We start from the raw sequence: 11,963 nt of genomic DNA, 5'->3' as shown, positions 1-11,963 counted from the left end.
GGTGGAAGTTTTCGGGAGCATCTTCATAAAGTGGTGCAATGCGCACTGGTGAGCCCCTGCCCGCCCTGGGGGACGTCCTCGCCGCCCTCGGAACCGGCGTGTGGCACTGGGACACCGCATCCGGAGAGGTCACGGTCGATGCCGTCGCAGCAGGGCTGCTCGGGCTGCCCGAGGAGCCGGCCACCCTCACGGAGGCCCAGGTCCGCTCCCGTTTCCACCCCGTCGACTGGAACGAGATCACCGGGATCATCCAGCTGGCCGTCGCCGAGGGCACCCTCGCCGAGGTGCGCATCCGGATCATGGACGACCAGAACAACGTCGTCCGCGTCGTCCGCAGCCGCTCCAAGCCGATCTACGACTCCGACCGCACGGCCTACGTCCTGACCGGGACCCTCCAGGAGGTGACCGAGCCGGCGCCCGGCACACCCGCCGCGCGCAGCGCGGTCACCGGTGACTGGAGGCGCTCCCGTGAGGCGTTCCTCCTGGACGCCGGCCGCGCGCTGGCGGAGGCGCGCTCCACCCAGGAGGTGCTGCGGGTCGCCGCGAACCTCTCCATGCCGGGCTTCACCCCGGACGGCCTGGCCGTGTTCGGCGTGGAGGGCGACCGGCTCACGATCATCGGCCACCACGGGCACGAGCCCGGCGCCGACAGCCCCTTCTACATGCCCCTCGACACCGACTACCCGGCCGCCGAGGTGGTGCGCACCGGCCGTGCGGTCTACCTCTCCTCCCCGGAGGAGTACAAGGCGCGCTACCCGCTCACCTGGCCGCTCGCCCAGCGCTTCGGCCGCCAGTCCTGGGCCTTCCTGCCGCTGACCGCCTCCGGACACACCATGGGCGCCTGGCTGGCGGCCTTCACCTACCCGGTCGCGTTCACGCCCGACGAGCGGTCCGTGCTCACCACGGTCGCCCGGATGCTCGCCCAGGCGCTGTCCCGCGCGGGCACCGCGGAGACCGAGAAGGAGCTGACCGAGGGCCTCCAGCGCACGATGATGCCGAAGCTCGGGCCGGGCATCCCGGGCATGGACGTCACCGCCCGCTACGTCCCGACCGGCGGCGGCCTCCAGGTCGGCGGCGACTGGTACGACGTGATCCCGCTGCCCGGGGGCGCCTCGGGGACGACGGCGTCCGGGGGAGGACGGTTCGCACTGGTCATCGGGGACGTGCAGGGGCACGACGTACGGGCGGCGGGGCTGATGGGCCAGCTGCGGATAGCCCTGCGGGCGTACGCCTCGGAGGGGCACCGGCCGGACGCCGTGCTGTCCCGCGCCTCCCGCTTCCTGCACGGCATCGGCGAGGACCCGGCCGAGCTGCGCTTCGCGACCTGTCTGTACGCGGAGGTCGACCCGGTGACGGGCGTGCTGGAGGTGGCCCGCGCCGGGCATCCCGAGCCGGTGATCCGGATGGCCGACGGGACGGTGCTGACCCGGCCGACGGAGGGCGGGCTGCCGCTGGGCATCGACCCGGACGCCGACTATCCGACCACCCGGCTGATCCTGGAGCCCGGCGAGACCCTGCTGATCTGCACGGACGGGCTGATCGAGACCGGCGGGCACGACCTGGACACCGGCTGGCAGCGGCTGCGGGAGATCCTGGAGCGGCACACCGGCACCCAGGAGGAGCTGGCCGACGCGCTGGTGCAGGCGGTGCACGGTCCCTCCTCGCACCACACCACCGGACCGCTGGCCGACCGCCGCGAGGACGACATTGCCCTGCTGCTGCTCACCCGGCAGGGCGCCGCCTGCGGCTGCGGCGCGGACGACACGGCGCCGCCCCAGGTGCGCCGCACGGCGCTCACCGTGGCGCAGGCCGAGCCGGAGCGGGTGTCCGTGGCCCGGCAGCAGCTGCGGGAGCTGCTGCACGACTGGAACGCGCCGGACCAGGTGGACACGGCGGTGCTGCTGCTGTCGGAGATGCTCACCAACGTGCTGGTGCACACCGACTCCGACGCGCTGCTGCTCGCCGAGGTCACGGACGGCGGCGACGGCCGGCGTATCCGGATCGAGGTCACCGACACCGGCGACGACCTCCCGCACCCGCGCCGCCCGGGCGAGCTGGCCTCCTCGGGCCGCGGTCTGCTGCTGATCGAGCTCCTCGCCCATACCTGGGGCGTCGCCCCGCGCGGCCGCGGCAAGAGCATCTGGTTCGAGCTCTACGAGCCGAAGAACGGCGACGGCCCCGGGTGACCGGGGCCGTCGCCGTGACGTCTTCCGTCCGGACTCGGACTCAAGTCTGGTCCGGGCCCTTCTCCGTCATGCCGTGGACGGCGGGGACGGTGCCGAGGCGGCCCTTCTGGAAGTCCTCGAAGGCCTGCATCAGCTCCTCCTTGGTGTTCATCACGAACGGCCCGTAGTGCGCCATCGGCTCACGGATGGGCCGGCCGCCGAGCAGGACGACCTCCAGGTCCGGCGTGTGGGAGTCCTGCTTCTCGTCCGCGCGGACGGTCAGCGAGCCGCCGGCGCCGAACACCGCGGTCTGGCCCAGGTGGATCGGACGCCGCTCCGCGCCCACCGCGCCGCGGCCGGCCATGACGTACGCCAGGCCGTTGAAGTCCTCCCGCCAGGGCAGGGTGACCTCCGCGCCCGGGGCGAGCGTGGCGTGGATCATCGTGATCGGCGTGTGCGTGATGCCCGGGCCCTCGTGACCGTCGAGCTCACCGGCGATGACGCGGAGCAGCGCGCCGCCGTCCGGGGAGGTGAGCAGCTGGACGCTGCCGCTGCGGATGTCCTGGTAGCGGGGCGCCATCATTTTGTCCTTGGCGGGGAGGTTCACCCACAGCTGGAGGCCGTGGAACAGCCCGCCGGACATCACCAGGTGCTCCGGCGGCGCCTCGATGTGGAGCAGGCCGGCGCCGGCCGTCATCCACTGGGTGTCGCCGTTGGTGATGGTGCCGCCACCGCCGTTGGAATCCTGGTGGTCGAAGATCCCGTCGATGATGTAGGTGACGGTCTCGAAGCCGCGGTGCGGGTGCCAGGGGGTGCCCTTGGGCTCGCCCGGCGCGTACTCCACCTCACCCATCTGGTCCATCATGATGAACGGGTCGAGATGGCGGTAGTTGATCCCCGCGAACGCCCGGCGCACCGGGAAGCCCTCGCCCTCGAAACCGCCGGGAGCGGTCGTGACGGCCAGCACGGGACGTGCCACGGCGTCGGCGGGTGCGGTCACACGGGGCAGCGTCAGCGGGTTCTCGACGGTCACTGCAGGCATGGGTACCTCCTCGGGTACGCCCAGTTTAGTTGAGCATTGAACTTCTTGCCACCTGGAACCGAGAAAGCCCGGAGGGAATTCCCTCCGGGCTCCTGACGGCGGTCACAGGCTCTGCGGTCAGCCGTACATACGGCGCATCGCGAACTCGACCATCTGCTCGACGGCCTTGGCGTCGAACACCATCCGGTGCTCGCCCTCCATGTCGAGGACGAAGCCGTAGCCGGTGGGCAGCAGGTCGATCACCTCGGCGCCGGTGATCACGAAGTACTTGGACTCCTTGCCGGCGTACCGCCGCAGCTCCTTGAGCGAGGTGAACATCGGGATCACGGGCTGCTGGGTGTTGTGCAGGGCGAGGAAGCCGGGGTTGTCACCGCGCGGGCAGTAGACCTTGGACGTCGCGAAGATCTGCTGGAAGTCCTCCGCCGCCATCTGCCCCGTGGTGAACGCGCGCACGGCGTCGGCGAGCGAGGGCGCGGACGGTTCGGGATACGCCGGCGCCTGCTGCCCGTACCCGCCCGGCATCTGCTGCTGCGGCGGCACGTAACCCTGCTGGGTCCCCGCACTCTGGTCGTAGCCGTACATGGCGCACAGACTACTGACCCCGCGCGAGGGCTGGGTCACAGATGTCCGGATCGGGGTTGCTTCTTATTACCGACGGGTAGCATCATCGTAGCTACTTGTCGGTACGTGAATCAGTTGCGAGGAATCAGTCCCTCGCCGATCCCTCTCAAACGGAGCCGTCGCCATGGGGCACTACAAGTCGAATCTCCGCGACATCGAGTTCAACCTCTTCGAGGTACTCGGGCGCGACAAGCTGTACGGCACGGGCCCGTTCGAGGAGATGGACGTCGACACCGCGAAGAGCATCCTGGAGGAGCTGGCCCGCCTCTCCGAGAACGAGCTCGCGGAGTCCTTCGCCGACGCCGACCGCAACCCGCCGGTCTTCGACCCGGAGACCAACACCGCGCCGGTCCCCGCGTCCTTCAAGAAGAGCTACCAGGCCTTCATGGACTCCGAGTACTGGCGGCTCGGCCTGCCCGAGGAGATCGGCGGCACCACCGCGCCCCGCTCCCTGATCTGGGCCTACGCCGAGCTCATCCTCGGTGCGAACCCGGCCGTGTGGATGTACTCCTCCGGCCCCGCGTTCGCCGGCATCCTCTTCGAGGAGGGCAACGAGGTCCAGAAGCACATCGCGAAGATCGCCACGGAGAAGCAGTGGGGCTCCACGATGGTGCTCACCGAGCCGGACGCCGGCTCGGACGTCGGCGCCGGCCGCACCAAGGCCGTGCAGCAGGAGGACGGCTCCTGGCACATCGAGGGCGTGAAGCGCTTCATCACGTCCGGTGAGCACGACATGTCGGAGAACATCCTCCACTACGTGCTCGCCCGCCCCGAGGGCGCAGGCCCCGGCACCAAGGGCCTGTCCCTCTTCCTCGTCCCGAAGTACCTCTTCGACTTCGAGACCGGCGAGCTGGGCGAGCGCAACGGCGTCTACGCCACGAACGTCGAGCACAAGATGGGCCTCAAGGCCTCCAACACCTGCGAGATGACGTTCGGCGACAAGCACCCCGCCAAGGGCTGGCTGATCGGCGACAAGCACGACGGCATCCGCCAGATGTTCCGCATCATCGAGTTCGCCCGCATGATGGTCGGCACGAAGGCGATCTCCACGCTGTCGACGGGCTACCTGAACGCGCTGGAGTACGCCAAGGAGCGCGTCCAGGGCCCCGACCTGGCGAACTTCATGGACAAGACCGCCCCTAAGGTCACCATCACCCACCACCCCGACGTGCGCCGCTCGCTGATGACGCAGAAGGCGTACGCGGAGGGCATGCGCGCCCTGGTGATGTACACCGCGTCGATCCAGGACGCCATCCAGCTCAAGGAGGCGAACGGCGAGGACGCCTCCACCGAGCACGCGATGAACGACCTGCTCCTGCCGATCGTCAAGGGCTACGGCTCCGAGAAGGCCTACGAGCAGCTCGCCCAGTCGCTGCAGACCTTCGGCGGCTCCGGCTTCCTGCAGGAGTACCCGATCGAGCAGTACATCCGGGACTCCAAGATCGACACCCTCTACGAGGGCACCACCGCGATCCAGGGCCAGGACTTCTTCTTCCGGAAGATCGTCCGCAACCAGGGCGCCGCGCTGAACTCGCTCGCCGAGGACATCAAAAAGTTCCTCGCGGTCAACGAGGGCGGCGAGGAGCTGGCGGGCGCCCGCGAGCACCTGGCCAAGGCCGCCGTCGAGCTGGAGGCCATCGTCGGCCTGATGCTGACCGACCTCGCGGCCACCGAGAAGGACGTCAAGAACATCTACAAGGTGGGCCTCAACACCACCCGCCTGCTGATGGCCTCCGGTGACGTCGTCGTCGGCTACCTGCTGCTCAAGCACGCCGCGATCGCCGCCGAGAAGCTCCCGACGGCCTCCGCCAAGGACAAGGCGTTCTACACCGGCAAGATCGCGGCGGCGAAGTTCTTCGCGGCCAACGTCCTGCCGGGCGTCACCCTGGCCCGCAAGGTCGCCGAGGGCGTCGAGCTGGACCTGATGGAGCTGGACGAGGCGGCGTTCTAGTCGCTGCCCGCTCCGCGAGGGCCCGCTCCCGTACAGGGAAGCGGGCCCTCGCGCTCGTTAAGGTGAACCCATGAGCGAACCCCCCCGCTTCGACCGCGGCCACACCGACGACCTGATGTCCTTCCTCGCGGCGAGCCCCACGCCGTACCACGCCGTGGCGAACGCCGCCGAGCGGCTGGAGAAGGCAGGCTTCAGGCAGGTCGCGGAGACGGACGCCTGGGACGGCACGGCAGGCGGCAAGTACGTGCTGCGCGGCGGCGCGATCGTCGCCTGGTACGTCCCCGAGGGGGCCGAGGCGCACACGCCGTTCCGGATCGTCGGCGCGCACACCGACTCCCCCAACCTCCGCGTCAAGCCGCGCCCCGACAGCGGGGCGCACGGCTGGCGCCAGGTGGCCGTGGAGATCTACGGCGGCCCCCTGCTCAACTCCTGGCTCGACCGCGACCTGGGCCTGGCCGGGCGGCTGTCCCTGCGCGACGGCACGACCCGCCTGGTGGACGTCGACCGGCCGCTGCTGCGGGTCCCCCAGCTCGCCATCCACCTGGACCGCGCGGTCAACTCCGACGGCCTCAAGCTCGACAAGCAGCGGCACATGCAGCCGGTGTGGGGCCTGGGCGAGGACGTCCGCGACGGCGACCTCGTCGCCTTCCTGGAGGAGACCGCGGGCCTTCCCGGGGGCTCGGTGACCGGCTGGGACCTGATGGTGCACCCCGTCGAGCCGCCCGCCTACCTGGGCCGCGACCGCGAGCTGGTGGCCGGCCCGCGCATGGACAACCTGCTGTCCGTGCACGCCGGCACGGCCGCCCTCGCCGCGGCGGCCGGACGCGGCTCCGAGCTGTCGTACATCCCCGTGCTCGCCGCCTTCGACCACGAGGAGAACGGCTCCCAGTCCGACACCGGCGCGGACGGCCCGCTGCTCGGCAGCGTCCTGGAGCGCTCGGTGCACGCGCGCGGCGGCTCCCTGGAGGACCGCGCCCGCGCCCTCGCCGGGACCGTCTGCCTGTCCTCCGACACCGGTCACGCCGTGCACCCCAACTACGCGGAGCGGCACGACCCGACGCACCACCCGCGCGTCGACGGCGGCCCCATCCTCAAGGTCAACGTCAACAACCGCTACGCCACGGACGGTTCGGGGCGCGCGGTGTTCGCGGCGGCCTGTGAGAAGGCCGGGGTGCCCTACCAGACGTTCGTCTCCAACAACGCGATGCCGTGCGGCACCACGATCGGCCCGATCACCGCGGCACGGCACGGCATCAGGACGGTCGACATCGGTGTGGCGATCTTGTCGATGCACAGCGTCCGCGAACTGTGCGGCGCCAAGGACCCGTTCCTGCTGGCGAACGCGCTGACGGCGTTCCTGGAGGGCTAGTTCGGCCGCAGGCCCCGACGGGCCGCCTCCTGAGCGGCGGTCAACTCCCGTGCGCGCCCCGGCGCATGGGAGCCGCCCCTCCGGGTACCCGGTGCGCACCGGAAACACCGGACAGGGAGGCGACACCTATGGGCCTCGGCGGATGCATCATCCTCATCGCCGTGGGAGCAATCCTCACGTTCGCGACCGACTGGGACATGCAGGGTGTCAACCTTGACCTGGTCGGCATCATCTTCATGATCGTCGGACTGATCGGCGTCGCGACCTTCAGCAGCATCGCCCGGCGTCGGCGGGTCGTGGTACCCCCCGCCACCCCGGTGGTCGACGACCCGGCACGTCCGCACCACCACACCCGCGAGGGCTACGGCGACGGGTACGGCGTCTGACCGGACGCCCGCCCCGCGCCGTCCGCCCCGGACGGCTCCGGCAGTTCCAGGACCAGCCGGTCCGCGCCGCCCTCGACGGGACGCACGGGCAGCCGCCACTCACGGCGGTGCACATGGCAGGCCGGATGGAGCACGGCCGGGTCGGCGTCGCAGGCGGCCGCCGTCGCCACGACACGCAGCACCCCCTGCCCCACGGCGGGGTCGGTCCCGAGGGCGCGGGAGAGGTCACTCCCCGCGCCCTCTCCGCTGCTCAGCAGGGCGGGCGGTGAGGCCGACACGAGCAGGCGGGTCGCGGGACCGTCCCGCGTGTCGAGCTTCTGGCCGGGCGGGGGCGTGAAGACCACGTCCAGGCGGAGGGGGCCGACGGCGACCTCGGTGACCGGCCGCTCCGCCTCCCGCGGGCCGCCGAGTACCTCCTGGGGCAGCCGCAGCCGGGTCAGCCGGTGCCGCGCCGACTCCACCACCACGACGTCCTCGCCGACGACCACGGCCCCGCTGGGCTCACGCAGATCCGTCGCCAGGGTGGTCACCTCGCCGGTGGCGGGGTCGTAGCGGCGCAGGGCGTTGTTGTAGGTGTCGCAGACCGCCAGGGAGCCGTCGGGCAGCGCGGTCACGCCGAGCGGGTGCTGGAGCAGCGCCTCCGCCGCGGGACCGTCCTGGTACCCGAAGGCGAACAGTCCCGCGCCCACGGCCGTACGCACCTGCCCGTCCGTGTCCAGCAAACGCAGCGCGGAGCTCTCCGGGTCGGCCACCCACAGCCCCTCCGGCGTCACCGCGAGCCCGGAGGGCTGCGCGAAGAGGGCTTCCTTCGCGGGTCCGTCGACCAGTTGCTCCCCACCGGTCCCGGCCTCGCGGACGACCATGCCGGCGGCGGGGTCGTAGGACCAGAGCTGGTGGATGCCGGCCATGGCGATCCACACCCGGTCCCGCCACCAGGTGACGTCCCAGGGGGAGGAGAGGCGCACGTCCCAGGCCGGGCCGTCCGTGGGGTCCCCGGGACGCCAGGGGGAGCCGGTGCCGGCGAGGGTGGTGACCTCGCCCGACTCCGGGTCGAGGCGCCTCAGGGCGTGGTTGACGGTGTCGGCGACGACCACGGCGCCGTCCGGGAGCAGGGCGAGCCCCTGCGGCTCCTGGAAGCGGGCCCGGCCGGGCGGGCCGTCCACCAGACCCCGCTCACCGCTGCCGAACCGCCTGAGGGCCGTCTCCCCGTCCTCCGCCAGCTCCACCACCTGGTGCCGGGTGGTGTCCGTGACGAGGAACGTCCCCGACGGCAGCCGCAGCACCTTGCCGGGGAAGCGGAGCACCGTCGGCTCCGGCTCCGGCGGCGCGTACGGGAGGCCGCCGCGCCGGAGGGTGCCCTTCGCCGCGTGCTCGGCCTCCAGCTCCGTCACCAGCCGCTCGATCTCGGGCACGTGCCCCTCACCCGAGTACGTGGCCACGACGTACCCCTCCGGGTCGACGACCACCAGCGTCGGCCACGCCTTCACCGCGTACTGGTTCCACGTCGTCAGCTCGGGGTCGTCCAGGACGGGATGCGCGACCGCGTACCGCTCCACGGCGTCCGCCACCGCCGCGTGCTCCGCCTCGTGCGGGAACTTCGGCGAGTGCACGCCGATCACCACGAGCGTGTCCCGGTGCCGCTCCTCCAGCTCACGCAGCTCGTCGACGACGTGCAGGCAGTTGATGCAGGCGAACGTCCAGAAGTCGAGCAGCACCACGCGTCCGCGCAGGCCGGCGAGGGTGTGCCGGGCGCCGCCCGTGTTGAGCCAGCCGCCCTTCCCCGCGAGCTCGGGCGCCCGCACGCGTGCGGAGCGGCGGACGGGGGGAGCGGGGGCGGCGTCGTCCATACGTCCAGCGTGCCACCGGGGAGGCCGGGCGAGGAGGGCGCAGGCTCCGCCCGTCGGGCTAGTGGCGGCGTCGGACGGGGCGCGGCGGGGAACCCCTCGGCGCATGAGATTTCTCGTACGGGACCGGATCCTCGGCATCGGGGACGACTACTGGATCGAGGACGACCGCGGCAACAAGGTCTACCTCGTCGACGGCAAGGCGATGCGGCTGCGGGACACCTTCGAGCTGAAGGACGCCGAGGGGCGCGTGCTCATCGACATCCACAAGAAGATGCTCGCGCTGCGCGACACGATGGTGATCGAGCGGGGCGGCGAGCCGCTCGCAACCGTGCGGCGCAAGCGGCTGTCGCTGCTGCGCAACCACTACCGGGTGACCCTCGCGGACGGCAGCACCGAGCTGGACGTCAGCGGGCGGATCCTCGACCGGGAGTTCGCCGTCGAGTACGACGGCGAACTCCTCGCCGTGATCTCGCGCCGCTGGCACACACTCCGCGACACCTACGGCGTCGACGTCGTCCGCGACGACGCCGACCCGGCGCTGCTGATCGCGGTGGCGGTGTGCGTGATCCACCTGGCGGAGAAGGAGCGCGAGGACTGACTCCGGGCCGCCCGGTCAGCGGCGGGGGCGGTCCAGGCCCAGGACGCGGTCCTTGAGGGCCGGGAAGCGGTCCCGGGTGCCCGCCACCGTCGCCGGGTCGAAGTCGGCCGTCAGGACCTCCTCGCCGGGACCCGCCTCGGCGAGGACCTCGCCCCACGGGTCCACCACGACCGAGTGACCCGCCTGCGGAACTCCCGCGTGCGTCCCGGCCGTTCCGCACGCGAGGACGAACGCCTGGTTCTCCACCGCGCGCGCCCGCGCCAGCAGCGTCCAGTGGGTGCGGCGCCGTTCGGGCCAGCCCGCCGGGACGACGAAGGTCTCCGCGCCGGCGTCGACCAGGCCGCGGAAGAGTTCCGGGAAGCGCAGGTCGTAACAGGTCGCCACGCCCATCACGGTCTCCGGCAGACGGACCGTCACCAGGTCCTCGCCCGCCCCCATCAGCACGGCCTCGCCCTTGTCGAAGCCGAAGCGGTGGATCTTCCGGTAGGACGCGGCGAGCTCTCCGGAGGGGGAGAAGACCAGGGAGGTGTTGTAGAGGGTGCCGTCGGGGTCCCGCTCGGGGACGGACCCGGCGTGCAGCCAGACGCCCGCCTCGCTCGCCGCCTTGGCCATCGCCTCGTACGTCGGTCCCTGAAGCGGTTCCGCCTCGGTGCCGAAGCTCTCGTAGGCGAAGGCGCCCGTGGTCCACAGCTCGGGGAGGACGACGAGATCCGCCCCGGCCTGATCGCGTACGAGGGCGGCCACCCGGCGCCGACGCGATTCGACCGATTCGTCCTCGTTCACGGCGACTTGCAGCAGGGAAGCGCGCACACTACCACCGTCCTGGCATTCGACCCGCGTCCACGGGCCTACGATCGTCACACGAAAGCACTGCCGGGGTGCCTGCCAGCAGCGTAACTTGGGGGTCCCGCCGGTTCGAGCGAAGCCGAGAACCGGAGGAGACCCGAGACACCCGCGCAGTGCAGCCACCGCCCACTGGCACCGCCGCCGCAAATTGCCCGTGTACCGACCGCCGAGGGGTCCCGTTCCGTGAGTCTGCATCCCGCCCTCCAGCCCTACGCCGACGCCTGGTCCCACTCCATCGAGGCGATATCCGAGCTGGTGCAGCCGCTGCCGGAGGCCGACTGGAACCGGCGCACGCCCTGCCCGGGCTGGTCGGTCCGCGACGTGGTCTCGCACGTCATCGGCCTCGACTCGGAGATGTACGGCGACCCCCGGCCGATCCACGCGCTGCCGCGCGACCTGTTCCACGTCACCAACGACCACCAGCGGTACATGGAGATGCAGGTCGACGTGCGCCGCCACCACACGGCGCCGGAGATGACCTCCGAGCTGGAGCTGATGATCATCCGGCGCAACCGCCAGCTGCGCAACGAGTCCCGCGACCCCGGCACCAAGGTGCGCGGGCCGCTGGGCACGGAGCTGACGCTGGAGGAGTCGATGCGCCGGCACGCCTTCGACGTGTGGGCGCACGAGCAGGACCTCCGCACGGCGCTGGGCCGCCCCGGCAACCTCGACTCCCCCGGCGCCCATGTCGCCCGCGACGTCCTGCTCGACGAACTCCCGCGTGTCGTGGCCGACCTGGCGCAGGCGCCGCGCAGCTCCGCGGTGGTCGTGGACGTCCACGGGCCGGTGGAGTTCCTGCGCACGATCCGCGTCGACATCCAGGGCCGCGGCACCCTCGAAACCGCCCCGGCCCTCGGCCCGGCCGCCACCCTCGTCCTCGACTGGGAGACCTACGTCCGCCTGGCCTGCGGCCGCGTGACGGCCGACTCGGTCGCGGACCGCATCAAGACGGAGGGCGACCAGGACCTGGCCGCGGCAATCCTCCGCCACTTCGCGGTGACGCCGTAACCGGGGGCGCCCCCTGACGCCGCCCGCCGCAGCACGCGGGCGGCCGGCAGCACCCCCGCCGCCCGGGCCGGCGCCCGGGCGGCAGCCCCGGCTCCCGCCGCCCGCGGGCATGCGTGCCATCCAGGACGGC

At 71.9% G+C, this 11,963-nt stretch carries 10 protein-coding genes; 6 read left to right on the top strand and 4 right to left on the bottom strand.

Annotation, left to right across the window (positions count from 1 at the left end):
• Nucleotides 1-38 precede the first annotated feature (38 nt).
• A complete protein-coding gene (locus AY578_RS16725) occupies nucleotides 39-2,186 on the top strand; it encodes an ATP-binding SpoIIE family protein phosphatase (RefSeq protein ID WP_019525903.1) in 2,148 nt (715 codons plus the stop codon).
• Between the two features lie 40 nt (nucleotides 2,187-2,226).
• Here AY578_RS16725 and AY578_RS16720 read toward each other — a convergent pair whose 3' ends face one another.
• Both AY578_RS16720 and AY578_RS16715 read right to left on the bottom strand, forming a co-directional pair.
• Nucleotides 2,227-3,207 carry a pirin family protein gene (locus AY578_RS16720; protein ID WP_026243980.1) on the bottom strand — a complete coding sequence of 327 codons (981 nt, stop codon included), beginning with the start codon at nucleotides 3,205-3,207 and terminating at the stop codon, nucleotides 2,227-2,229.
• A 117-nt stretch (nucleotides 3,208-3,324) separates the two neighbouring features.
• A complete protein-coding gene (locus AY578_RS16715; protein ID WP_019525905.1) occupies nucleotides 3,325-3,789 on the bottom strand; it encodes an SseB family protein in 465 nt (154 codons plus the stop codon).
• A gap of 163 nt (nucleotides 3,790-3,952) precedes the next feature.
• Between AY578_RS16715 and AY578_RS16710 the strand changes: the two genes are divergently transcribed.
• The 3 genes from AY578_RS16710 (at nucleotide 3,953) to AY578_RS16700 (ending at nucleotide 7,534) form a co-directional block, all read left to right on the top strand.
• The gene (locus tag AY578_RS16710; RefSeq protein ID WP_019525906.1) at nucleotides 3,953-5,779 is read left to right on the top strand and encodes an acyl-CoA dehydrogenase; all 1,827 of its coding nucleotides are present in this window, start codon (nucleotides 3,953-3,955) and stop codon (nucleotides 5,777-5,779) included.
• 70 nt (nucleotides 5,780-5,849) lie between these two features.
• Nucleotides 5,850-7,148 (top strand): M18 family aminopeptidase, encoded by a 1,299-nt coding sequence (locus tag AY578_RS16705; RefSeq protein ID WP_019525907.1) that lies wholly within the window; start codon nucleotides 5,850-5,852, stop codon nucleotides 7,146-7,148.
• Nucleotides 7,149-7,276: 128 nt separating this feature from the next.
• On the top strand, nucleotides 7,277-7,534 hold the full coding sequence (locus AY578_RS16700) for a DUF6458 family protein (protein WP_019525908.1): 258 nt from the start codon (nucleotides 7,277-7,279) through the stop codon (nucleotides 7,532-7,534).
• Here AY578_RS16700 and AY578_RS16695 read toward each other — a convergent pair.
• Complete coding sequence (locus tag AY578_RS16695; RefSeq protein WP_028960818.1) at nucleotides 7,510-9,381, bottom strand: NHL domain-containing thioredoxin family protein; 1,872 nt, start codon at nucleotides 9,379-9,381, stop codon at nucleotides 7,510-7,512. The two genes, AY578_RS16700 and AY578_RS16695, sit on opposite strands and share 25 nt — an antisense overlap.
• Nucleotides 9,382-9,484: 103 nt before the next feature.
• Between AY578_RS16695 and AY578_RS16690 the strand changes: the two genes are divergently transcribed.
• A complete protein-coding gene (locus AY578_RS16690; RefSeq protein ID WP_019525910.1) occupies nucleotides 9,485-9,979 on the top strand; it encodes an LURP-one-related/scramblase family protein in 495 nt (164 codons plus the stop codon).
• A 15-nt stretch (nucleotides 9,980-9,994) separates the two neighbouring features.
• On the opposite strand, the gene AY578_RS16685 is transcribed toward AY578_RS16690, so the two are convergent.
• Entirely contained in the window at nucleotides 9,995-10,789 is a 795-nt protein-coding gene (locus AY578_RS16685) for a carbon-nitrogen family hydrolase (RefSeq protein ID WP_215188485.1), read from the bottom strand.
• Between the two features lie 219 nt (nucleotides 10,790-11,008).
• On the opposite strand from AY578_RS16685, the gene AY578_RS16680 reads away from it, so the two are divergent.
• Nucleotides 11,009-11,833: a maleylpyruvate isomerase family mycothiol-dependent enzyme gene (locus tag AY578_RS16680; protein ID WP_019525912.1), complete on the top strand. Its 825-nt coding sequence runs from the start codon at nucleotides 11,009-11,011 to the stop codon at nucleotides 11,831-11,833.
• Nucleotides 11,834-11,963: the final 130 nt, after the last annotated feature.

The organism is Streptomyces thermocarboxydus, from assembly GCF_024760485.1.
GTDB lineage: Bacteria > Actinomycetota > Actinomycetes > Streptomycetales > Streptomycetaceae > Streptomyces > Streptomyces cellulosae.
The sequence above is the reverse complement of the archived record's forward strand: the minus strand, read 5'-3'. Positions and strand labels throughout refer to the sequence as shown.

Excerpts from the sequence above, each read along its gene's own strand:
- AY578_RS16725 (WP_019525903.1), top strand. The coding sequence starts at position 39 with ATGCGCACTGGTGAGCCCCTGCCCGCCCTGGGGGACGTCCTCGCCGCC.
- AY578_RS16720 (WP_026243980.1), bottom strand. The coding sequence starts at position 3,207 with ATGCCTGCAGTGACCGTCGAGAACCCGCTGACGCTGCCCCGTGTGACC.
- AY578_RS16715 (WP_019525905.1), bottom strand. The coding sequence starts at position 3,789 with ATGTACGGCTACGACCAGAGTGCGGGGACCCAGCAGGGTTACGTGCCG.
- AY578_RS16710 (WP_019525906.1), top strand. The coding sequence starts at position 3,953 with ATGGGGCACTACAAGTCGAATCTCCGCGACATCGAGTTCAACCTCTTC.
- AY578_RS16705 (WP_019525907.1), top strand. The coding sequence starts at position 5,850 with ATGAGCGAACCCCCCCGCTTCGACCGCGGCCACACCGACGACCTGATG.
- AY578_RS16700 (WP_019525908.1), top strand. The coding sequence starts at position 7,277 with ATGGGCCTCGGCGGATGCATCATCCTCATCGCCGTGGGAGCAATCCTC.
- AY578_RS16695 (WP_028960818.1), bottom strand. The coding sequence starts at position 9,381 with ATGGACGACGCCGCCCCCGCTCCCCCCGTCCGCCGCTCCGCACGCGTG.
- AY578_RS16690 (WP_019525910.1), top strand. The coding sequence starts at position 9,485 with ATGAGATTTCTCGTACGGGACCGGATCCTCGGCATCGGGGACGACTAC.